We start from the raw sequence: 23,508 nt of genomic DNA, 5'->3' as shown, positions 1-23,508 counted from the left end.
TTTGCCTGTGGTCTTTTTATTGCGAGATGAAACCTTTAAGAACTTCATTCGTAGTAAATAATAACCGACGACAGAAAGGAGGGCCTCTCTTGATTGAATTCCTTATCAATCCAATTGTAATTACCATACTGCTATCTATTGCTGGTGTAGGTATTGTGATGGAGCTTTTTTCGCCAAAATTTGGTCTGGCCGGACTTATCGGTATTGGCGCATTGCTATTATTCTTTTATGGACATTTTCAAGCGGGATTGGCAGGTTATGGAACTTTGGCCATGTTCGTTGCGGGAATCATCCTGATTTTCTTTGAATTTTTTCTCCCTGGGGCAGTGGCGGGGACACTGGGATTCGCAGCCTTGATTTTGAGCTTTTTTATGGCGGGGGAAGATGCCTTAAAAATGGGTATATCCATTTTAATTGCCATTTTTATTTCAACTGTTGTTTTCTTTGTAATGATCAAGCTTTTGGGTAAGAAGTTGCTTCTTTTTAATAAAATGGTATTGTTTGATGTCGCCAAAAAAGAAGATGGCTATGTATCAAATGTAAACCGGACTGATCTGTTGGGGAAAGAAGGCAAGGCGCTAACGATCTTGCGTCCATCTGGGACAGCAATCATTAACAATGAACGGGTTGATGTTGTTAGTGAAGGAGATTTTATTGAAAAAAACGCCAAAATAATAGTGTTAAAGGTAGAGGGCTCAAGAATTGTGGTTAGAGAAGTAAAATAATTTATTTACGGGAGGTATGAAGGATATGTTAACTGGCGGAACCATATTTATTGTAGCAGTTGTGATTGTTGCATTAATTTTATTTGGCATACTATTATCGTTTGTGCCGGTCATGCTTTGGATTTCTGCATTAGCAGCCGGTGTAAGGATTAGTATTTTTACCCTAATCGGGATGAGATTAAGAAGGGTAATACCGGGAAGAGTGGTCAACCCGCTGATTAAAGCTCACAAGGCCGGGTTAAATGTAACAACCAATCAATTAGAAAGCCACTATCTTGCCGGCGGTAATGTAGACCGTGTCGTGAATGCCTTAATTGCGGCGCACCGAGCCAATATTGAATTATCGTTTGAACGCTGTGCTGCCATTGATTTGGCTGGCCGTGACGTGCTCGAGGCAGTGCAAATGAGTGTTAATCCAAAAGTAATTGAAACTCCATTCATCGCAGGTGTAGCGATGAACGGGATTGAGGTAAAGGCAAAAGCAAGAATTACCGTCCGAGCTAATATCGACCGCCTTGTCGGTGGTGCTGGGGAAGAAACGGTTGTGGCACGTGTTGGTGAAGGTGTAGTCTCAACCATCGGTTCTTCGGACAGTCATAGCAAGGTATTGGAAAATCCAGATCTTATTTCCCAAACAGTCTTAGCAAAGGGCCTGGATGCCGGCACTGCGTTTGAAATTCTCTCGATTGATATTGCGGATGTTGATATCGGTAAAAACATCGGCGCTGAATTGCAAACGGAGCAGGCCGAGGCGGACAAAAAGATTGCTCAAGCGAAAGCAGAGGAGCGCCGTGCCATGGCGGTTGCTCAGGAGCAGGAGATGAAGGCAAAAGTACAGGAAATGAGAGCTAAAGTAGTTGAGGCAGAAGCAATGGTTCCACTGGCCATGGCAGAAGCTCTTAAATCGGGCAACATCGGTGTCATGGATTATATGAACTTTAAAAATATCTCCGCTGACACTGATATGAGAGGCTCAATTGGAAAAATGACAGGTGACAAAAAGGACGGAAAATAACCAAAAGAGGGGGCGGTGAACCTTGGAAACACTGCTATTCCTAATCATAGCCGGAATATTTTCCATGCTGCTTAGCAAGGGCAAGGGTAAGAATAATAAACCGTTCCAGACCGGCAAACCGTTTAGAGCTAATACCTTTGATGACATAAAAAAATTGTTTCAAGATGAAATAAAAAAAGAAATGGGTACAGACCTAAAGGATGTCGTAAATAAGGATAATATTCCAAAAAAGGTTCAAGAAGTTAAACAAGAATTTACTGATAGCCAGTCCAAGTGGGGCAGCCCGCAGCAACCAGCAGTCCAGCACAGCAGAATCGGCAACTTGGCACCGGAAAAGGTTGAAGAAGAAGAGTCCATCATTTCCGAAGTACCAGATGGTGATACACTTATTAATGGGATTATTTGGGCTGAAATTCTGGGGGAACCCCGTTCCCGCAAATCATTCTTTGCCAATAAAAGATAGAGTAATACTGCCCTGCCATTAGATTCAAAAAGGAAAAAGATGTGCTAGAACCTCTGTTCATTTCATAAACATGAGATGAAAGGGGGTTCTTTTTTTATGGCAAAAAAATGGGGCCAGCGCTTCCGTAATTGGATGACGAGCAAAATGGATCTTCCTCAGGATGTCATGATGGATTTGCCCCGAATTACGATGATTGGACAAATCCACATCTATATCGAAAACCATCGCGGCTTACTGGCGTTTACAGATAAAGAACTCCGTCTTCTGTTAAAACAAGGACAATTATTGATTAAAGGCCAATCCTTCGTCATAAAAACGATATTACCAGAAGAAATACTGCTCGAAGGAAAAATAGATCATGTTCAATATTTAACTGAAAATCCGGGAGGAACGAAATGAAGAATCAGTGGATGGAATTTATCTTTGGCATTGTAACTGTAAAGGTATCCGGCAGAGGCATTGAACGGTTTATCAATGTCCTGACCCGGAATGGTTTTTATATTTGGAGAGTAAAACGGCATGGCACAGAAACGATAACCTTCAAAATGAGATTAAAAGAGGCAAAAAAAATCAGACCTTTTGTTCGTAATAGTCAATGCAAGGTTTCCTTTTTAAGAAGGAGCGGGGCTCCGTTTATATTTAAAAGAATGTTGAAAAACAGCGGTTTTTTAGCCGGGGCGGGCATATTTCTGGTCCTTATCTTTCTGTTGTCTAATGTAATCTGGGGTATTGAAATTAAGGGGGCAAAACCGGCAACAGAGTATAAAATTCGCCAGGAATTGGACAAGATGGGTGTTAAAATTGGCAAACTGCAATTTTTCGTCAAGAATGTAGAGGGGATCCAACGTGAGTTAACGAACAGTATTGGTGAACTTACGTGGGTCGGTGTGGAATTAAACGGGACAACCTATCACCTTCAGGTAGTCGAAAAAAACGAGCCAAAAGCACCGGAAATGCTGGCACCGCAAAATTTGGTGGCGAAAAAGAAAGCAATCATAGTTAAGAGCTTTGTGGAAGAAGGGCAGAAAATGGTTGATATAAATGACCATGTGGAGCAGGGGCAATTGCTCGTGTCCGGTGAAATCGGACAAGAAGGGCTAAACCCTAGGCAGGTGGCGGCAAAGGGCGAGATATGGGGAGAAACGTGGTATAAAAGTCATGTAGAGCTTCCGTTCAAAACAAACTTTAAAGTTTTTACTGGTAATGAAGAATTGAAACATTTGCTTTCCTTTGGAAAATGGGAACTGCCAATTTGGGGTTTTGGCAAAACAGAATTTAAGGAATATGAAACGGAGAAAAATATTTATAAGCTTCATTTTCTAAAATGGGAATTGCCAATTGCTTATGTTCACAAAACGATACGAGAAAGCGAAATTATTCCCAGGACATATACTGAGAAGGAAGCAGAAGAAAATGCTTTGGAATTAGCAAGAAAAGAAATAAAAAGCCAACTAGATGAGGATGCTATCTTTAAAGATGAAAAAATTTTACACAAAGCAGTGGAAAATGGTAAAGTTATACTTGATATCCATTTTAAGATGATTGAAAACATTGCAATCGGACAACCGATAATCAAGGAGACTCATGAATGACAGAAAAGTTAACAACAATCAAAGTACAGCTTGAAACCCCGGCGGAGGCCATTGCCCTTTTGGGGAACGCTGATCAGAATTTGAAGATAATTGAAGAGGAACTAGGTGTCTCACTTATAACCAGAGGCGAATCCGTCTCCCTGAGTGGTAATGAAGACAGCGTTACGCTTGCCAGCCAAATTATCGACAAATTAATGGTTGTGATACGTAAAGGGATTAACATAAGCCAAAGAGATGTTCTCTACGCAGTGCAAATGGCCCAAAAAGGCACTCTTGAGTATTTCGATCATTTGTATGATGAAGAAATTGGACGAAATATGAAGGGGAAAACAATCAGGGTAAAGACACTGGGGCAGCGGCAATATATTACTGCCATCAAAAAGAGTGACCTGGTATTTGGGATCGGACCAGCCGGAACCGGAAAAACCTATCTGGCTGTCGTAATGGCGGTAAATGCCCTCAAAAATGGACAGGTAAATAAAATAATCCTGACTAGGCCCGCTGTAGAGGCTGGTGAAAGTCTTGGGTTCCTCCCTGGTGACCTAAAAGAAAAGGTTGACCCATACCTCAGACCGTTGTATGATGCACTCCATGATATTTTTGGTGCAGAGCATACCGGCAGGCTGATTGAGCGTGGAACCATTGAAATCGCTCCGTTAGCTTATATGCGCGGCAGAACTCTTGACGATGCGTTTGTGATTTTGGATGAAGCTCAAAATACTACACATGCGCAAATGAAAATGTTTTTAACAAGGCTTGGCTTAGGCTCTAAAATGGTCATTACCGGAGACCGGACGCAAATTGATTTGCCGAAGGGGGCAAAATCTGGCTTGGTTGAGGCCGAAGCTATTTTACAAGGTGTTCAAGGTATATCCTTTGTATTCCTGGAACAAACGGATGTTGTCCGCCATCCGCTCGTTGGCCGAATTATCGAGGCATACGAAAAGAAACCAAACATTTAAGGAATTATGTCAGCTTTGGGATAAACCTAATTTGGGGTTTATCCTCTTTTCATTTCTTAAAAATAACAGGTTCTCTCAATTGAAGGTGAAACTTCGGGAAAAAACTGTTATCATTTTACATAAGTAGACATATCGCATACTACATATTTTGTTGAACCTTGGAATTTAGTAGCCATGGTTGGAGGGATATAGTTTGGAAATACTACAGCAGTACTTCATCCGGATACGGAAACTGCTTGATATTACGTTCTTTCGTATACTGTTCTTTATTGTTTTGGGGTTAGTCCTATTTGTGTCCATGTTTAATAATGTCAAGCCGGAAAAGCTAGACGTTACCATGTTTTCCATTGCTGAAAAAACCATTCGCTCTCCAGCGACAGTGGAAGATAAACAAAGTACCGAGAGAAAACGAAAAGAAGCACGTGATCAAGTACAGCCTGTCTATACGTTAAAAAATGAATATACGCAGAATCGGGTCGACTTAATTACCTCCATTTTCAAAGCGGCATCTGAAGTAAATGATGAAGTAAAAGACCAATTAAAGAAACAACAAGAGGCATTGACGGAGGACGACCCAAAGCCTGTGGAACCAAGCCCGGCGGAAAGGGTCACCATGCTTAAGGGGAAATTAACAACGACAGTAACCAAGGAGCTTTCTGACCAAGTATTCTCAAGTTTAGTCCTTTCTGGCAACGAAGAGCTTTCAATTGCCAAGGATTTGACTGTAACAGCAATTAACAATGTTATGACCAAGCGGATTCCCGCAGACGAAGTGGAAAATGCCAAAAAAAGAGTCGAAGAGGAATTAAGATTTACGACTTTAAGTGATAGTTTGAAAGCTGCTGCCATTGAACTGGGTAGATACGCGGTGATCCAAAATGAATTTTATGACCCTTCGGCAACGGAAGAGCTTCGCCAACAGACGGCTGAAAGTGTCGAGCCAGTGAAAATTCTTCAGGGACAAGTCATTGTGGATGAAGGGGAGCTTATTAACCAAGAAATTTATCATCAGTTGCAGCTTGTCGGTTTGCTTAAAACAGAAAAATCCTTCAAACCTTTTGTCGGATTAACCATGTTGATTGTGACCATTCTTTCTGCCATTTACTTTTACTTTTATCAACTGAAGGCACAGCCGGAAAAACGGCAAACCTTTTTGCTGCTGTTTGGGTTTATTTTTATTTTATCTATATTTATAATGAAGCTGATTAGTTTGCTGCAAATCTTTAATTTTTCTGGGATTGGCTACCTTGTACCTGCAGCACTTGCTTGCATTTTAGTTAAGATTTTAATTGATGAAAGACTGGCGATCCTGACTTCGATTATAATAGCTGTCTGTGGAAGTATTATGTTCAATGAGGGTGTTTCCGGTACATTAAATTTTTCAGAGGGAATTTATATTTTATTTAGCGGTTTGGCGGCGATTCTGTTTTTAAGCAGCCAAAACCAACGGACCAATATATTACAAGCCGGTTTTTTTACAGGGTTTGTCAACCTAATGACGCTATTGGCATTAATGTTTTTGCCTAATGGACAATTTTCTGGGCTAGAATATGGATATTACTTTGTGACCGCACTCGTTTCCGGGATTGCTTCTGCGGTGCTCGCAATGGGGCTATTGCCACTCTTTGAAGCAAGCTTTGGCATTTTATCAACGATGAGACTGATTGAACTATCCAGTCCCAATCACCCGCTGTTGAGGAAAATTTTGATGGAAGCGCCGGGTACTTATCATCATAGTGTCATGGTGGCTAATCTTTCAGAATCCGCCTGTGAAGCAATTGGAGCTAACGGTCTTTTGGCAAGAGTGGGCAGCTACTATCATGATATTGGAAAAACCCGCCGTCCAAACTTTTTTATCGAAAACCAGATGCATCGAGACAATCCGCATGATCGCTTGACGCCTGATAAAAGTGCCAGTATTATAATTGCCCATGTTACCGATGGCTCGGTCATTTTGAGAAAACACCATATGCCGAAGGAAATCATAGAGATTGCCGAACAGCATCATGGAACAACTTTATTGAAATTTTTCTATCATAAGGCCATCCAAAACGATCCGGATACGAAGGAGGAAGACTTCCGTTATCCCGGTCCGAAAGCACAATCGAAGGAATCTGCAGTCGTTGGGATTGCTGATAGTGTTGAGGCTGCGGTTCGTTCCCTCTCCCATCCGACTCCGGAGGCAATTGAGTCACTTGTTAGAAAAATTGTTACTGATCGCCTGCAGGACGGACAATTAAATGAATGTGATTTAACATTGAAGGAAATTGAAATGGTCACCCATTCATTATGTGAGACATTAAAGGGAATCTTCCATTCCAGGATTGAATATCCCGAATTAACTAAGAAGGTGAAGCAAGCATGACATTACTTATTGACAGCCTTGACGAAACAAATCTAATTACTGAACAGCAGATGCTTGAAGTGGAGCGGTTAATCAATTTTGCTGCTGGAAAACTTAGTGTGGAACAACACAGTGAAGTGTCGATCACTTTTGTCACCAATGATCGGATTCAAGAGATAAATCGTGAATACCGCGATAAGGATGCACCGACCGACGTCATCTCTTTTGCCATGGAGGAGCTTGGAGAAGGCGAGGTAGAGATGGTTGGCGGTAATATGCCAAGGATTTTAGGAGATATTATTATCTCTGTTCCTAAAGCGGAAGAGCAAGCAAAGGAATATGGTCATACATTTGACCGTGAACTTGGTTTTTTGGCACTTCATGGTTTTTTGCATCTAATGGGTTATGACCATATGACTCAGGAAGAAGAAAAGGAAATGTTTACTTTACAGAAGGAAATCTTGAATGATTATGGGCTCAGTCGATAAGCAAAGATTAAAACCGATTTGGCATTCCTTTTCCTATGCCATTACAGGAATCTTTACTGCTGTCAAGCAGGAGAGAAATATGAGATTCCACCTGCTCAGTTCGGTGTTAGTGGTGGGTATATCATTTTATTTTTCCATAACTGCAACCGAATGGCTTTTTATTCTCTTCGCAGTTGGTGGCATGTTTGCCCTTGAATTGGTAAATACCGCCATTGAGCGGGTGGTCGATTTGGCAGCGCCTGATTTCCATCCGTTGGCGAAACAGGCAAAGGATGTTGCTGCAGGAGCAGTTTTCGTCTATGCGATTTTATCGGTGGTAATTGGAATTGTTATCTTTTCTCCATATTTCTTGAGGCTTCTACATAGAGGATAAAAAGATAGAAAGATGACCAGATTTGAAATGGCAGGACGAATTAGTTAAAATGACTTAACTAGTTTTTTCAACAACATTCCGGTTATTTTTACGAATATTTAAATTATTTAAAATTTTGTATATTTTTTGTTTCAGATAATGATTTTCAGGCAAAATTGAGGTAAAATAAAGGAACAGCAGTCATCTGCTGGAAAGGAAGAAGACTAGTGAACGTTGAACAACTGATTGAAGAAGCAAAAAAAGCAAGAGAAAAAGCTTATGTTCCATATTCTAAGTTTGGAGTTGGAGCAGCGCTTCTGACAACAGATGGAAAAGTATATCATGGCTGTAATATTGAGAATGCCGCATACAGTATGTGTAACTGCGCAGAACGGACGGCGCTATTTAAAGCGTACTCTGAAGGTGACCGGAAAATTCAAATGATGGCTGTCGTAGCCGACACAGATCGGCCTTGCTCTCCATGTGGGGCCTGTCGCCAGGTGATATCAGAATTGTGCCCAAGAGATATGAAAGTGTTCCTGACAAATATGAAGGGCGACATACAGGAAATCACAGTGGAAGACCTGCTGCCAGGCGCGTTTTCGCCGGAGGATTTGCATGTTAAATAATGTAAACGAATCCAAAGTATATAAATCAGGCTTCATATCCATTATTGGCCGCCCAAACGTGGGCAAATCCACTTTTCTGAATCGAGTAATCGGCCAAAAAATTGCCATTATGAGTGATAAACCACAAACTACACGGAACAAGATTCAAGGCGTCTTAACGCTAGATGATGCCCAAATGATTTTTATCGATACACCGGGTATTCATAAACCAAAGCATCGATTAGGCGACTTTATGATGAAGGTCGCACAAAATACACTAAAAGAAGTCGATTTGATTTTATTTATGGTTAATGCCGAGGAAGGCTTTGGGCGCGGCGAGGAATTTATTCTTGAAAAATTCCAATCAATTAGCACACCAGTTTTTCTTGTAATCAATAAGATTGACCGGATTCACCCAGATGAATTACTGCCTATAATCGAATCGTATAAAGAAAAGTACGCTTTTCAACAGGTAGTTCCGATTTCCGCATTGGAAGGCAACAACGTAGAGCGGCTGCTAGAGCAAATTAAGGTGGTTTTACCGGAGGGACCACAGTATTATCCAGCCGACCAAGTAACCGATCACCCTGAAAGGTTTATTATTACAGAATTGATCAGGGAAAAGGCATTGCATCTGACAAGAGAAGAAATTCCCCATTCCTTGGCTGTTGTTCTTGATAAGATGGAACGTCAAGGGAACAAGGACATTATTCATGTGATGGCCACGATTATTGTCGAGCGAGATTCACAAAAAGGGATTATTATTGGCAAACAGGGGAGTATGTTAAAAGAAATTGGCAAGCGAGCCCGTGTCGATATTGAAAATCTCCTTGGTTCCAAAGTTTTCCTTGAGTTATGGGTAAAGGTGCAAAAAGATTGGCGCAATCGAATGTCCCAGCTCAGAGAATATGGATTCAATGATGATGAGTATTAACGTTATACTCTAATAAAACTATTAAATCACTTTTTAAAATATGCGCAGTCATTATTAACAAATTTTACGTCTCATGATTATTTCGTTGGCAGGCTATGATAAATGTAAGGTTGGAAATGCAGAAACGCTAGTCTAAATATCGAAAGGTAGGGGTTTTCATGTTGGATTTTACGTGGAAAATATTTAGCCAAACAGGTAATATTGACACATATCTCCTCTTTAAAGAGTTGGAGAAGGAAAACCAAGAAATACCCGGTAATTTGAATGAAGAGCTAGCACAAATTGATTTTCCGATTTCATAGGCAAGTCGAACGTCCCTGGATGGTGACAGTCATGCTTCAGAAATGTGAAGGTATCGTTATTAGAACGACTGATTATGGTGAAACCAATAAGATTGTGACACTATATACTCGAGAATGGGGGAAGATTGGCGTGATGGCCAGAGGGGCAAAAAAGCCTAACAGCCGTCTTTCCTCGATTACCCAGCTATTTAACCACGGCTTTTTTCTCATTCAAAAGGGTGCCGGACTAGGAGGCATGCAGCAAGGGGATTTAATCACCTCAATGCGGGCAATCGGTGAGGATATATTTCTAACTGGGTATGCCAGTTATATAGTTGAATTGACCGACAAGTGCACAGATGAAAAGAAACCTAACCCATATCATTTTGAACTGCTCTATCAAACACTGCATTATATGAATGAGGGATACGACCCTGATATACTGACTCATATTTATGAAATGAAAATGTTAAATGTGCTCGGCCTGTATCCGACACTGAATCAATGTTCCGTTTGCGGCCAAACAGACGGGCATTTTTCTTTTTCTATACGTGAAGGCGGGTTAATTTGTCACCGATGTCTCGAACAAGACCCATACCATTTTAAATTATCACCAGCATCTGTGAAATTATTACGTTTATTCTATTACTTCGATTTATCTCGTTTGGGAAATATTTCGGTGAAAGAGGAAACAAAAGCAGAATTGAAAAAAATAATTTCGGCCTATTATGAGGAATATTCAGGCCTTCATCTTAAATCTAAGAAATTTTTGGATTCGATGGCCCAATTTCGTAATCTTTTATAACAGTTTATTGACAAGGCAGTCAGATTTGGTTAATATTAACTTTAAAATTAATAATTGCTGTGACGGAAAGTAGTACTTGGATTCTTCTGCAGAAGCGAACCTAGGATGGTGCGAGCTAGGGTGTAGGGGGCTAATGGAAGGCGTTCCTGAGCAATTCTGTTTAATTGAAGGTGGCTGCTTTTTTGCAGCAAATAGGGTGGAACCGCGGGTAACTCTCGTCCCTATGCTTAAGCTTTAAGCATAGGGTCGGGAGTTTTTTATATTTAATCAGAAAAAACAAAGGAGTTATTGCTATGAATGTATCAATGGAGCAAATTGTTTCACATGCCAAACATCGGGGCTTTATTTTCCCAGGCTCGGAAATTTACGGGGGTCTTGCAAATACATGGGATTACGGCCCATTGGGAGTAGAATTTAAGAACAATGTTAAGGCTGCCTGGTGGAGAAAATTTGTCCAAGAGTCCCCTTATAATGTAGGCTTGGATGCCGCTATCCTCATGAATCCAAGGACTTGGGAAGCATCAGGTCATATTGGAAATTTCAACGATCCGATGATTGATTGCAAAAACTGTAAAGCGCGCCATAGGGCTGATAAGCTGATCGAAAATGCTCTTGATGAAAAAGGCATTGAAATGGTGGTTGACGGCCTTCCGTTCGAAAAGATGGAGGATCTGATTAAAGAACATAATATCGCTTGTCCGGATTGCGGCAGCCATGATTTTACTGGCATCCGCCAGTTTAACTTAATGTTTAAAACCTTTCAGGGTGTAACGGAAACGAGCACCAATGAAATATTCCTCCGTCCGGAAACGGCACAGGGAATTTTCGTTAATTTTAAAAATGTTCAGCGGACAATGCGTAAGAAGCTTCCATTTGGCATTGCGCAAATCGGCAAGAGCTTCCGGAATGAAATTACACCGGGTAACTTTACCTTCAGAACAAGGGAGTTCGAACAAATGGAGTTGGAATTCTTCTGCAAACCAGGGGAAGAATTAAAATGGTTTGACTATTGGAAAAGTTTTGCCGAGGAGTGGCTGCATTCTTTGGGATTGACCAAGGAAAATCTTCGGCTCCGCGACCACTCTGAAGATGAGCTTTCCCACTACAGCAATGCGACAACCGATTTTGAATATAAATTTCCGTTCGGCTGGGGCGAATTATGGGGCGTTGCTTCCAGGACTGACTATGATTTGAAGCAGCATATGCAGTTTTCCGGTGAGGACTTCAATTATATTGACCCGGAAAGTAACGAAAGATATGTTCCGTATTGCATCGAGCCGTCATTAGGTGCGGATCGGGTAACATTGGCATTTCTAATTGATGCCTATGACGAAGAGCAGCTTGAAGACGGCTCATCAAGGACCGTTCTGCATTTCCACCCGGCACTCGCTCCCTTTAAAGCAGCGGTACTGCCACTGTCTAAAAAGCTTGGGGATGAGGCTAGAGAAGTGTTTGCTGCTTTAGCCAAGCATTTTAATATCGATTATGATGAGGCTGGCTCCATCGGCAAACGTTATCGCCGCCATGATGAAATCGGTACACCATTCTGTATTACGTATGATTTCGACTCAAAAGAGGACCACATGGTCACTGTACGAGACCGCGATACAATGGAACAAACCCGAGTTCCAATTGCCAATTTAGTTAGCTTTTTACAAGAAAAGATTTCGTTTTAAAAGAAAGGTGCGGTGAACTCCGCACCTTTACTAATAGATTTCAAATTATCATTAATTAAGTTATAATATTTATAAAAAGTATAGCCTTTTGCACGCTGAAAGGGTGGTGAGGACAATAGAACTAAACAAACGGCAGGAGCAAATATTACATATTGTCAAGGAACAAGGGCCGATTACCGGGGAGCAGATTGCCGACCAATTGAACTTGACTAGGGCAACCTTGAGACCAGATCTAGCCATTTTGACGATGGCAGGGTTTCTTGATGCCAGACCACGTGTGGGTTATTTTTATACGGGAAAATCCGGAACGCAGCTGCTGACAGAAAATCTCCAAAAAATATATGTGAAGGATTATCAATCTATTCCCGTGGTAGTAAACGAAAATGTTTCAGTGTACGATGCTATTTGTACGATGTTTCTAGAAGATGTGGGAACCTTATTTGTTGTGGACCAAAATTCTGTTTTAGTCGGGGTTTTATCTAGGAAGGATTTGCTGAGGGCAAGTATTGGAAAACAGGAACTGACAACTATTCCAGTCCACATTATTATGACTAGAATGCCGAATATTACGATGTGTGAGCGGGAAGATTTATTGATTGATATTGCAAAAAAACTAATTGAGAAACAAATCGATGCCCTACCGGTAGTGCGAAAAGCAGAAAAAGGGTTCGAAGTCATTGGAAGAATTACGAAAACAAATATCGCAAAAGCATTTGTAGCCTTGAGTGAAGAATAGAACATGAACGTTGAGAAGGAGATGGTGAGGGAGAATGAATTCGCCAATCATTTACGTTGTATCCGATTCTGTAGGAGAAACCGCGGAATTGGTAACTAAAGCAGCAATGAGCCAATTTAATGGCTCTGGAATGACCTTGAAAAGGTTTCCTTATGTTGAAGATAAAGAGGATATCGATGAGGTTTTATCGCTTGTTTCACTCGATAAAGCTATGGTGGCTTATACGCTGGTAAAACCGGAAATGCGTACATATATGAAAGAACGTGCTGGTCAGGAGGGCATCCCCTCCGTAGATTTAATTGGTCCGATAATGGATGAAATCCAACAATTTAGCAGGAAAACACCATTATTTGAGCCGGGCTTGGTCAGAAAGCTTGATGAGGATTATTTTAAAAAAGTAGAGGCAATTGAATTTGCCGTTAAATATGATGATGGACGTGATCCACGCGGAATCTTGAAAGCGGATATTATTTTAATTGGTGTGTCAAGGACGTCAAAAACACCCCTTTCCCAATATCTTGCCCATAAACGCCTGAAAGTTGCCAATGTCCCGCTAGTTCCGGAAGTTGAACCGCCAGAGGAGCTTTTCAGTGTACCGAAGGAAAAATGCTTCGGATTAAAAATTAGTCCGGAAAAGCTAAATAATATTAGACGGGAGCGTTTGATTTCTCTTGGACTGAATGACCAGGCAAGCTATGCAAAAATAGACCGAATAAAAGAGGAACTCAACTTTTTTGAACAGGTTGTTTCGAAAATAAATTGCCCGGTTATTGATGTCACCAATAAGGCTGTGGAAGAAACTGCGAATGTTATTTTAAATTATATTCAAAAAGGGAGACCTTAACACATAATCCAACGATTATGTGTTTTTTCATAAATAAAAAGTAACAAAATACGAAGAAATAATTATGGCAAAATGATAATGAATGTACTATAATAAAAAATTGTGATAAAAATAATACTTTTTAGGTTTAGAGTTGCATGTGAACGAATAAACTATTTATTGTGAGATGTCAAGGGGAGACCTAAAAAAATATTCGACATAAATCCTTTTTTCCTTTTGAGCCAAGCTTCCTGAGATTTATGATTAAAATTAATTAGAAAAGAAGGAATATGTGGAGTGATGTAGAATTAGTACAGATATAAGCGGAATTCCGACAATATATGTCGATGCTGATTCATGTCCAGTAAAAGCGGAGATTGTCGAAATTGCTTTAACAGTAACTTCAAGTTATTTGCGTCGCTTCCTATAATCATCATTCAAACGTGAAAGATACATACGCAACTTGGAAATATGTTGATTCCGGTAAGGAAGCTGCGAAATTTATACATCATGAATCATGCCAAGCGAGGAGATATCGTTGTTACCCAAGATATTGGCCTTGCATCAACTTTACTTCCTAAGGAGGTTCAAGTGATCTCTCCAAAGGAATTTTTATTTGAGGAATTCACTAAGATTTTGTCGAAATTTGCAGGAATTTAACGATTTTCTGCAGAATACTATTATTAGCCAATAAATGGAGTTGTTTTTCCATGAGGGCAGAACGGATTGCCGAAGAAAAAATTGAACAAATTCGTCAGGCCGTTGATATAGTCGAAGTCATTAGTGACTATGTTCAATTGAAAAAGCAGGGGCGAAACTACTTCGGTTTATGTCCCTTCCACGGGGAAAGCACCCCATCTTTTTCTGTATCACCTGATAAACAAATTTTTCATTGCTTCGGATGTGGAGCCGGCGGAAATGCTTTTTCATTTCTAATGGAGCTTGAAGGACTAACATTTCAGGAAGCTGCAATAAAGTTGGCTAGTAAGGCCAATATAGAGCTTGATATAAACCTAACATCAGCCCCGAAAGAAACAAAGGTTTCCAAAGACGTGCAGTCAATTTTCGAAGCACATGAACTATTACGTAAATTTTACCATCATTTATTGGTAAATACAAAAGAAGGTCAGCATGCATTGGAATACTTGCTGGCGAGAGGCTTCACCCAAGAGTCGATTGATAAATTTCAAATTGGTTATTCTTTAAACTCATGGGATTTTGTTGTGAAGTTTCTTGCCAAACGTAACTTTCCCTCCGAATGGATGGAGAAGGCCGGTCTCATTATTAAACGTGAGCGGGATGGGACTTATTTTGATCGGTTTCGCGATCGAATTATGTTTCCAATTTTTGATAAGAATGGCAATACGATTGCTTTTTCAGGGAGAACACTTGGGGCCGATGAGCCCAAATATTTAAACAGTCCCGAAACAGTAATCTTTAATAAAAGTAAAATTTTATATAATTATCACCTGGCCAAACCTAATATGAAAAAATTGCAGCATGCTGTGTTATTTGAGGGGTTTGCCGACTGTATTGCAGCTGATCGGGCTGGGATTGAAAATGGCATAGCCACAATGGGAACAGCCTTGACTGATGACCATATTACACTTTTGCGCCAAAGTATCCAAGCCATGACAATCTGCTATGACTCCGATAAAGCCGGGATCCAAGCGGCCTACAGGGCTGGGAATCTTCTGAACGAAGCGGGTTTTCAAATAAAAGTGGCAGTAATGCCGGATGGCATGGACCCGGATGAGTACATTAAGGCAAATGGTCCGGAGAAATTTCGCAGTGAGGTCATTGGCGCCAGTTTAACCTGGATGGCGTTCAAATTTCTTTACTTTAGGCGAGGAAAAAATCTGCAAAATGAAGGAGATAGGCTTTCTTATATCGAAACAATAATAAAAGAAATTAGCCAACTATCCAAAGCTGTAGAAAAGGACCATTATTTGCGGCAGCTAGCGGCGGAGTTTTCCTTATCATTGGATTCCTTAAAACAGCAGGAAAGACAGATTTATTTCGCTGATAAAAAGAAGGCAACTGGTAAAATCGAAACAGAGCGTAAGCCAATCGTTGTACAAAAACAAGTCAATCAATTAAAACCCGCCCATTATACTGCAGAAAGATGTTTAATTGCTCACATGTTAAAAGATCGTGACACTGCTTATAAGGTGCAGGAAAAATTGGCTGGCGACACGTTTAATGTTGATGAACATCAGGCTATCATAACGTATCTATTGGCATTTTACGAGGAACATGAACATCCTGACTCAAGTGCATTTTTATCCTATATTCAAGATGAAAATCTTAGAAGAATGGTTGCCAACATCGAAATGATGTCCATAAACGATGAATTATCTGATCAGGAATTAACTGATTATATCAAACAGGTGTTGAATCATAAAAAGTTGTTAAAAATAAAAGAAAAAGAAATGGAATTAAAGGAAGCTGAACGGCAAAGTGACCTTACCAAAGCCGTTACTTTGTTGGCTGAAATAAACTTATTACGCAAGACGATAAATTCAGTGTAGTGTCTTTGATTTTGGAAGGAGGGCCTCCATATGGCAGCTGAAAAATCAGCACGCGCAAATGAGGTTGAAAATGAACTGACTTTGGAACAGGTAAAAGATCAAATTACGGAAATGGGCAAAAAGGTCGGGGTTCTTGCCTATGATGATATTGCCGAGAAGATGGCCAATTTTGAGTTGGAATCTGAACAAATGGATGAATTTTACGAATTTCTTGGCGACCAGGGAATTGAACTTGTCGGTGATAGTGATGACGAGGAAGATGATCCGAGCATTAAACAGCTATCAAAAGACGATGATGAAGAATTCGATTTAAATGATCTTAGTGTTCCTCCAGGGGTAAAGATTAATGACCCGGTACGGATGTATTTGAAAGAAATTGGCCGTGTGGACTTGCTTTCTGCTGAAGAGGAAATTAACCTGGCTCATCGGATCGAACAAGGTGATGAAGAGGCAAAACGCAGGCTTGCCGAAGCTAACCTTCGTCTCGTAGTCAGCATTGCCAAGCGGTATGTTGGCCGGGGAATGCTATTTTTGGACCTCATTCAAGAAGGGAATATGGGTCTAATTAAAGCAGTCGAAAAGTTTGACTATCGAAAAGGCTTTAAATTTAGTACGTATGCGACTTGGTGGATTCGACAGGCCATTACTCGTGCGATTGCAGACCAGGCCAGAACGATTCGGATTCCAGTCCATATGGTTGAAACGATTAATAAGCTGATTCGTGTTCAGCGTCAATTACTGCAGGATCTTGGCCGCGAACCAACTCCCGAGGAAATTGCCGAAGATATGGATTTAACCCCGGATAAGGTTAGAGAAATTCTAAAAATCGCGCAAGAGCCTGTTTCTTTGGAAACACCAATTGGTGAAGAAGATGATTCACATCTTGGTGATTTTATCGAGGACCAGGATGCGACATCCCCTTCCGAGCATGCTGCCTATGAACTTCTAAAGGAGCAGCTTGAGGATGTTCTGGATACATTAACTGACAGGGAAGAAAATGTACTTAGGCTCCGTTTTGGCCTCGATGATGGCCGGACCCGCACCCTTGAAGAGGTTGGAAAAGTCTTCGGGGTAACGCGCGAACGAATTCGTCAAATCGAAGCAAAAGCATTGCGGAAGCTGCGCCACCCAAGCCGCAGCAAACGTCTAAAAGATTTCTTAGAATAAGGATACGGATAAAATCTAGTTTACTTCTCACCGGAGTAAACTTTTTTTTTGTTTCTCGCTAGTGTTATTGGAAATGTAAGCATTTTCTCTTGTTGTTATATATTTTACTGAATTGTCTCTCATTTTGCAAATACGCCTAGGAGAAATAATTGGTGACTCACTCTTGTTTTATTTTTCTAAGAAAAGGCGAATTTACCTTCTTTCTACTATATTGGTGGTGATAAAGGGAAAGCTGAAGAGTGGACATCTGATAATCGTTATTTTCAGATAATAAAAAATATTTATAAGTTATTTAATGTTGAGAAATATCAATCGCCCCACGTATAATAATAAAGAAAGCGTATACAAAAATAGTTCACGGGGGGATGGACATGAATTTTGATTTAACCTCTGAACAGGAAATGATTAAACGAACTGTTCGCCAATTTGCCGAAGAGGAAGTGGCTCCGGGAGCAGTCGAACGTGACCGGACCAAACGATTTCCTGTGGAGATTTTTAAAAAATTAGCAGATATGGGTATGATGGGGCTGCCATTTCCTGAACAATATGGCGGAGGCGGGGCTGATACGATCAGTTTTGCAATTGTTGTAGAAGAGTTAAGCAGAGTTTGCGGCTCTACTGGAATTACATATTCTGCACATATTTCGTTGGGCGGTGCCCCGCTTAATTTGTTTGGAACGGAAGAACAGAAGCAAAAATACCTTACACCCATTTGTACCGGTGAGTCATTGGGCGCTTTTGGATTAACGGAACCAAATGCCGGCTCGGATGCTGGCGGTACACAGACAGCTGCCAGGGAGGTAAACGGTGAGTATGTCATCAATGGCAATAAATGTTTTATCACCAATGCAAGCTTTGCCAAGCATGTGGCCCTAACAGCGATTACTAGCGAACAGGACGGTAAAAAGGAAATAAGTGCAATTATTGTTCCGACCGATATTTCCGGATTTTCGGTAATTGATAACTATGAAAAAATGGGGCTGAACTCATCCAATACTACTGAGCTAGTGTTGGAAGATGTAAGGGTACCCGTGGAAAACCTGCTGGGTAAGCGAGGAGAGGGCTTTAAGCAATTTCTAGTTACCCTTGATGGTGGAAGGATTGGAATTGGCGCAATGGCTGTAGGAATTGCCCAGGGGGCATATGAAAAGGCGCTTGCCTATGCGAAAGAGCGGAAACAGTTTGGTAAATCGATATCATCTTTCCAAGCTATTCAATTTAAATTAGCCGATATGGCACTTAAAATTGAACTGGCCAGGAATATGGTCTATAAAGCCGCATGGCTGAAGGATAAGGGCAGAGTGTTCTCAAAGGAGGCAGCAATGTGCAAGCTGTATGCTTCAGAAATATGTATGGAAGTGACTAGTCAGGCTGTGCAAATTCATGGGGGTTACGGCTACATGAGGGAATATCAGGTGGAACGGATGATGCGTGATGCCAAGCTGCTTGAAATCGGTGAAGGAACTTCAGAAGTTCAAAGAATGGTGATTTCAAGATTGATTGGTTGTTAATAAATAAATTGGGAACGCTAACAAGAGGCTGGACAAAATTTGGGCAGCCTCTTTTGTTTTACTTTCTTTTTTCGCTAATAAGAATGTATAAATTCAACTAGCCTCTGTCTTCTTCCTAACGGACTCGCCAGTCGGCAAGTTTACATTTATTAAGATTATAGTGATAAAATAAGTTTAGGTCTTTCCCTTCTGAACATTTTAAAGTAAAATAGTAGTTGTTTGTAGCCGATTATTTATTTAATTGTTATACGTACATAAGGGAGGTTATATCATGAAACGAAATCCAGTTATTCCTTACATTCTCATCATGGTATTTGGAATTGCACTGATGTTTATTCTGTCGTTCAAAGGCCTTGGAGATGCGAAAGAACTTGCCAAGGAAAATGGTGAAGGCGGCGGGAATGAGAAAACTGAAGTGGCCGCAACAAAGCCGGAGGACATCTATAAACAAAATTGTATTGCCTGTCATGGCGATCAGTATCAAGGGGTTGTAGGTCCAACATTAAAAGGTACCGGACTTTCCAAAGACCAGGTTGCAGAAGTTATAACCAAGGGTAAAGGGAATATGCCTGCACAGGCACAGTTACAACCAGCTCAAGTTGATGCTATGGCTGATTTTATTTCAAAATTAAAGTAATCTTCGTTGCTGTTAAAAGTTATACTTCGAGGTCCTTTTGCATCTGCAAAGGACCTTTTATATTATTAAGACATACATATTTTAAAGAGTGGTGTGAATTCTTGAATACAGACAAATTATCGATGCGCTTGGAAACGGTCGCCAAATATGTTCCGAAGGACGCAAAGTTAGCGGATATTGGCTCAGACCATGCTTACCTACCATGTTTTTTAGTTAAAAATTTAGGAATCCCATATGCAATTGCAGGTGAAGTTGCATTAGGACCGTTTCAATCGGCAGAGAAAAATGTTTTATCAGAAGGTTTATCAGAACAAATTTCTGTCAGAATGGGGGATGGACTTGAGGTTATTGAGGCAGGAGAAGTGGATTGCATTACAATCGCCGGGATGGGCGGGGCATTAATAGCCAGTATTTTAGAAAATGGCAAAGAAAAGCTTGGCTGTGTGAAGCGTCTTGTATTGCAGCCGAATCTGGGGGCAATTTCAATCCGAAAGTGGTTTCTCGATAATGGCTGGGAACTTATTGCAGAGGAAATCCTTGAAGAGGATGGAAAAATTTACGAGGTGCTGGTAGCAGAGAAGGGTGACCCATACAAGCCGTATGGCGACAAATTATCAATGAATTTGTTATTGGGACCTTTCCTCATCAAAAATAAATCTGCTGTTTTTAAGAAAAAGTGGCGCACAGAAATAAACAATTGGCAGAGAATTATCGAGCAGCTTGGAAAAGCAGCACAGACTCCTGAAACAATTGAAAAAAAGCAGGAGCAAATCATGAAAATAAAATTGGCAGAGGAGGCTCTATCAAATGAAAATTCCTAATGGGCACGAAATTATTGGGCTGTTCGAGAAATTTTCGCCCAAGAACTTGGCGATGGAAGGGGATAAGATTGGCCTGCAAATCGGCCGCTTAAATAAAAAGGTGGAAAGAGTAATGATTGCCCTTGATGTCCTGGAAAACGTGATTGATGAGGCTACCGAGAAAAATGTGGGGTTAATTATTGCCCACCATCCGCCGATTTTTCGCCCGTTAAAAAATATTATGACAGATACAGTCCCAGGGCGGATGATTGAAAAATTGATCAAACATGATATTGCCGTATATGCCGCTCATACAAACCTGGATGTGGCCAAGGGTGGTGTCAATGATTGGCTGGCTGAAGCCTTGGGTTTGGAGGCTGCCGAAGTATTGGTGCCAACGTTTGATACAAAGCTTAAAAAGCTGGTTGTGTTTGTGCCGGAAAGCCATGGTGATATAGTCAGGGAAGCATTGGGACGCGCAGGGGCCGGTTTCATCGGCAATTACAGCCACTGTTCCTTCTCAGGTAGTGGCACCGGCCGATTTATGCCTGGAGCTGATACACACCCATATATCGGGAAAACGGGTCAGCTTGAAGCTGTAGAAGAGGTGCGAATTGAGACCATCGTTCCCGAGGCTCTAGTTAAAAAGGCAGTAAGTGCCATGATCAAGGTTCATCCATATGAAGAGGTTGCCTATGACCTTTACCCACTTGATAATAAGGGAGAGGTACTTGGACTTGGACGGATAGGAAAAGTTCCAGAAATGACATTAGGTGAGTTTGCGGTGAAAGTGAAATCCGCTCTCGAAGTCGAACGAGTTCGTGTCGTGGGGGATTTAAATGATAAGGTTTCTAAAGTCGCGGTGTTAGGCGGTGATGGTAATAAGTATTTCTCTCAAGCCAAATTCAAAGGTGCGGATGTATATGTAACCGGAGACATTTATTATCATACTGCGCATGACGCGATGATGCAGGGCTTAAACATCATTGACCCAGGCCATAACGTAGAAAAGGTCATGAAAAAAGGTTTGACAAAAACACTGCAGCAAATGTGCAAGAATGAAGGATACGAAGTGGAAATCTTCCCTTCAGAAGAAGATACCAATCCGTTTAAATTTATATAAAAAACCGGTCAGCAGACCGGTTTTTTAACTTTTTTTAACTTTTGGAAGGATTTTGCTTAATGGAACATTTTTTCTGCGTTCCCACGTTGCTTCGTTATTTGGATCAAATTGTTCAAGGAAGCTAATTACTTCCTTCGTAATTGGTGTTGGGGTAGATGCCCCTGCAGTCACCGCCACTGTTTTGGCATCCTTAATCCAATCGATGTCAAGTTCAGTGATATCAGCAATCCGATAAGCTTTTGTTCCGGCAATTTCCTGTGAAACCTGTGCCAAACGATTGGAGTTATTGCTTTTTGGATCACCAACAACAATGGTGACATCCGCTTGATTTGCTTGCTCAGCGACGGCTTCCTGGCGAATTTGGGTTGCGTGACAAATTTCATTGTAAACTTCCACATGCGGAAATTTTTCCTGAACCTTTTTCATCGTATCGGCCACATCCCATTGACTCATCGTCGTTTGGTTAGTGACAATCAATTTATCATAATCGAGGTCCAAGGCATCGACATCGTCCGGTGTTTCGACTAAATGAACCATACCAGGTGCGACACCAAGGGCGCCTTCCGGTTCTGGATGTCCTTTTTTGCCAATGTAGATGGTTTGATATCCCTGCTGTGCTTTTTCTTGAATCAAGTCATGTGTCCTTGTTACATCGGGACAGGTGGCATCAATGGCGACAAGCCCTTTCTTTTTAGCCAGCTCTCTAACCTCGGGAGAAATTCCGTGAGCGGTAAAAATGACAGTCCCTTTATCTACTTTATCAAGAATATCCATTCGGTTTTTACCATCAAGGGTAATAATTCCTTCCTCCTCGAAAGCGTCGGTGACGTGTTTATTATGGACGATCATCCCCAATATATAAATTGGACGGGGCAAATTCTTATCCAAAGCCGCATTCCTGGCAATGACCATAGCATCGACTACACCATAGCAATAACCGCGCGGTGAAATTTTAATAATTTGCATTTATTGTATCCTCCTAAAAGGCACTATTTTAATAGTCTATGTGTTTATTATATAAAACTAATAGAAATAATACAAAGATACATTTTTCCTGTGGACAAATGTTTATGTAAAAATGAAAGAATGCTGGAGAGGGCCCGCAGCATTCTTTCATTTAAATATATAATTTTGGGACGGAAGTGCCCCTTTGCCGCTTTGGTTCATGGCCGGTTGTGTTTCTTGGCAGGTTTGTTCTCCTTGTTGAAGTCCGTGGAGGAGATTTCCTAGTAGATTTACCTTTAGTTGTTCCTTCTATGTCAGAAGATTCTTCCAGCGAGACTGCTTTTTTTGAACTTGATTCCTGTTTTGTTTCTGAGTCATCTGAGTTCTTTAGGCCTCGATATAATTTCCATAATCCTGGAATACTTCTTACTAATGGACCGTACTGCTGAATCATCGGTGCAACAGTTTGCGCCGTTCTGATTAACTGTTGGGTATTATTAAGCATGTTCATTATTCCACCCGGGTTGGACAAGGATTGAAGCAAACCACCGCCGCCTCCTGCAGCCCTTCCGGCGGCTCCCATCATACCACCAGGGCCACCCATCATTCTTCCCATGCCGCCCATCTGATTTCCTCTGCCTAATAACCTGGATAACAACCCGCCGCCTCTGCCCATTTGCTGCCCGCCCATCATGCTGCCAAATGGGTTTCCTCCCTGGCCCATCTGACCCATCATTGGCCTGCCGCCACCGCTAAACAACCCGGGTCCTGACCCGCCCATCATCGGTCTTCCGCCGCCAAACATGCCAGCTCCGGGCCTCATCATTGGAGATCCTCCTCCAAACATGCCAGGTCCAGGCGGCCTCATTCCTCCTTGGAGAGGGAACATTGGTCTTGGCTGCATATATGTCAGCCTCCTCTCTTCGTTTACGCGTAACTAGGCTGAAGCACTCGTGATTATTTGAAATGCTGTTCACCTAATAAAGTACG

The 23,508-nt window shown here is 41.2% G+C and carries 25 protein-coding genes; 23 read left to right on the top strand and 2 right to left on the bottom strand.

Annotated elements, in window-relative coordinates; genetic code table 11:
- The first annotated feature begins 89 nt into the window (after positions 1–89).
- The 23 genes from ACZ43M_RS20355 to ACZ43M_RS20245 all read left to right on the top strand — a co-directional run bounded on the left by ACZ43M_RS20355 (position 90) and on the right by ACZ43M_RS20245 (position 21,573).
- Positions 90–725, top strand: coding sequence for an NfeD family protein (locus tag ACZ43M_RS20355; RefSeq protein WP_464504331.1), 636 nt, complete (start codon positions 90–92; stop codon positions 723–725).
- A gap of 25 nt (positions 726–750) precedes the next feature.
- The gene (floA, locus tag ACZ43M_RS20350; RefSeq protein ID WP_464508078.1) at positions 751–1,740 is read left to right on the top strand and encodes a flotillin-like protein FloA; all 990 of its coding nucleotides are present in this window, start codon (positions 751–753) and stop codon (positions 1,738–1,740) included.
- 22 nt (positions 1,741–1,762) lie between these two features.
- On the top strand, positions 1,763–2,203 hold the full coding sequence (locus ACZ43M_RS20345) for a hypothetical protein (RefSeq protein WP_464504330.1): 441 nt from the start codon (positions 1,763–1,765) through the stop codon (positions 2,201–2,203).
- 96 nt (positions 2,204–2,299) lie between these two features.
- Positions 2,300–2,602: a sporulation protein YqfC gene (gene yqfC, locus ACZ43M_RS20340; RefSeq protein ID WP_464504329.1), complete on the top strand. Its 303-nt coding sequence runs from the start codon at positions 2,300–2,302 to the stop codon at positions 2,600–2,602.
- A complete protein-coding gene (yqfD, locus tag ACZ43M_RS20335) occupies positions 2,599–3,795 on the top strand; it encodes a sporulation protein YqfD (protein ID WP_464504328.1) in 1,197 nt (398 codons plus the stop codon). The genes yqfC and yqfD overlap by 4 nt, the downstream gene beginning before the upstream one ends.
- Entirely contained in the window at positions 3,792–4,757 is a 966-nt protein-coding gene (locus tag ACZ43M_RS20330) for a PhoH family protein (protein WP_464504327.1), read from the top strand. The genes yqfD and ACZ43M_RS20330 overlap by 4 nt, the downstream gene beginning before the upstream one ends.
- A gap of 193 nt (positions 4,758–4,950) precedes the next feature.
- Positions 4,951–7,122, top strand: coding sequence for an HD family phosphohydrolase (locus tag ACZ43M_RS20325; RefSeq protein ID WP_464504326.1), 2,172 nt, complete (start codon positions 4,951–4,953; stop codon positions 7,120–7,122).
- Positions 7,123–7,172: 50 nt separating this feature from the next.
- On the top strand, positions 7,173–7,589 hold the full coding sequence (gene ybeY / locus ACZ43M_RS20320; RefSeq protein WP_464508077.1) for an rRNA maturation RNase YbeY: 417 nt from the start codon (positions 7,173–7,175) through the stop codon (positions 7,587–7,589).
- Positions 7,567–7,962: a diacylglycerol kinase family protein gene (locus ACZ43M_RS20315; RefSeq protein ID WP_464504325.1), complete on the top strand. Its 396-nt coding sequence runs from the start codon at positions 7,567–7,569 to the stop codon at positions 7,960–7,962. The genes ybeY and ACZ43M_RS20315 overlap by 23 nt, the downstream gene beginning before the upstream one ends.
- A 206-nt stretch (positions 7,963–8,168) precedes the next feature.
- Complete coding sequence (locus ACZ43M_RS20310) at positions 8,169–8,570, top strand: cytidine deaminase (RefSeq protein WP_464504324.1); 402 nt, start codon at positions 8,169–8,171, stop codon at positions 8,568–8,570.
- Positions 8,560–9,483 (top strand): GTPase Era, encoded by a 924-nt coding sequence (gene era, locus ACZ43M_RS20305; RefSeq protein ID WP_464504323.1) that lies wholly within the window; start codon positions 8,560–8,562, stop codon positions 9,481–9,483. Before ACZ43M_RS20310 ends, era begins: the two co-directional genes overlap by 11 nt.
- A 158-nt stretch (positions 9,484–9,641) precedes the next feature.
- Positions 9,642–9,785, top strand: coding sequence for a YqzL family protein (locus ACZ43M_RS20300; RefSeq protein ID WP_464504322.1), 144 nt, complete (start codon positions 9,642–9,644; stop codon positions 9,783–9,785).
- A gap of 31 nt (positions 9,786–9,816) precedes the next feature.
- Complete coding sequence (gene recO, locus ACZ43M_RS20295) at positions 9,817–10,569, top strand: DNA repair protein RecO (protein ID WP_464504321.1); 753 nt, start codon at positions 9,817–9,819, stop codon at positions 10,567–10,569.
- A 293-nt stretch (positions 10,570–10,862) separates the two neighbouring features.
- Positions 10,863–12,245, top strand: coding sequence for a glycine--tRNA ligase (locus ACZ43M_RS20290; protein ID WP_464504320.1), 1,383 nt, complete (start codon positions 10,863–10,865; stop codon positions 12,243–12,245).
- Between the two features lie 103 nt (positions 12,246–12,348).
- Entirely contained in the window at positions 12,349–12,981 is a 633-nt protein-coding gene (locus ACZ43M_RS20285; RefSeq protein ID WP_464508076.1) for a helix-turn-helix transcriptional regulator, read from the top strand.
- A gap of 34 nt (positions 12,982–13,015) precedes the next feature.
- Complete coding sequence (locus ACZ43M_RS20280; protein ID WP_464504319.1) at positions 13,016–13,825, top strand: pyruvate, water dikinase regulatory protein; 810 nt, start codon at positions 13,016–13,018, stop codon at positions 13,823–13,825.
- Positions 13,826–14,275: 450 nt separating this feature from the next.
- Positions 14,276–14,464 (top strand): DUF188 domain-containing protein, encoded by a 189-nt coding sequence (locus ACZ43M_RS20275; RefSeq protein ID WP_464504318.1) that lies wholly within the window; start codon positions 14,276–14,278, stop codon positions 14,462–14,464.
- Between the two features lie 50 nt (positions 14,465–14,514).
- Positions 14,515–16,335, top strand: a complete 1,821-nt coding sequence (gene dnaG, locus ACZ43M_RS20270) for a DNA primase (RefSeq protein ID WP_464504317.1) — start codon at positions 14,515–14,517, stop codon at positions 16,333–16,335.
- 30 nt (positions 16,336–16,365) lie between these two features.
- Positions 16,366–17,502, top strand: a complete 1,137-nt coding sequence (gene rpoD / locus ACZ43M_RS20265) for an RNA polymerase sigma factor RpoD (protein ID WP_464504316.1) — start codon at positions 16,366–16,368, stop codon at positions 17,500–17,502.
- A gap of 371 nt (positions 17,503–17,873) precedes the next feature.
- Positions 17,874–19,013, top strand: coding sequence for an acyl-CoA dehydrogenase family protein (locus tag ACZ43M_RS20260; protein ID WP_464504315.1), 1,140 nt, complete (start codon positions 17,874–17,876; stop codon positions 19,011–19,013).
- A gap of 271 nt (positions 19,014–19,284) precedes the next feature.
- Positions 19,285–19,650: a cytochrome c550 gene (gene cccA / locus ACZ43M_RS20255; RefSeq protein WP_464504314.1), complete on the top strand. Its 366-nt coding sequence runs from the start codon at positions 19,285–19,287 to the stop codon at positions 19,648–19,650.
- 101 nt (positions 19,651–19,751) lie between these two features.
- The gene (locus ACZ43M_RS20250) at positions 19,752–20,471 is read left to right on the top strand and encodes a tRNA (adenine(22)-N(1))-methyltransferase (protein WP_464504313.1); all 720 of its coding nucleotides are present in this window, start codon (positions 19,752–19,754) and stop codon (positions 20,469–20,471) included.
- Entirely contained in the window at positions 20,458–21,573 is a 1,116-nt protein-coding gene (locus ACZ43M_RS20245; RefSeq protein ID WP_464504312.1) for a Nif3-like dinuclear metal center hexameric protein, read from the top strand. Before ACZ43M_RS20250 ends, ACZ43M_RS20245 begins: the two co-directional genes overlap by 14 nt.
- 24 nt (positions 21,574–21,597) lie before the next feature.
- Here the strand turns inward: ACZ43M_RS20245 and ACZ43M_RS20240 are convergent, their stop codons facing one another.
- Both ACZ43M_RS20240 and vrrA read right to left on the bottom strand, forming a co-directional pair.
- Positions 21,598–22,539, bottom strand: coding sequence for a 4-hydroxy-3-methylbut-2-enyl diphosphate reductase (locus ACZ43M_RS20240; RefSeq protein ID WP_464504311.1), 942 nt, complete (start codon positions 22,537–22,539; stop codon positions 21,598–21,600).
- Positions 22,540–22,690: 151 nt separating this feature from the next.
- Positions 22,691–23,344 carry a VrrA/YqfQ family protein gene (vrrA, locus tag ACZ43M_RS20235; RefSeq protein ID WP_464504310.1) on the bottom strand — a complete coding sequence of 218 codons (654 nt, stop codon included), beginning with the start codon at positions 23,342–23,344 and terminating at the stop codon, positions 22,691–22,693.
- Positions 23,345–23,508 lie beyond the last annotated feature (164 nt).

The organism is Neobacillus sp. B24, from assembly GCF_055381825.1.
The sequence above is the reverse complement of the archived record's forward strand: the minus strand, read 5'-3'. Positions and strand labels throughout refer to the sequence as shown.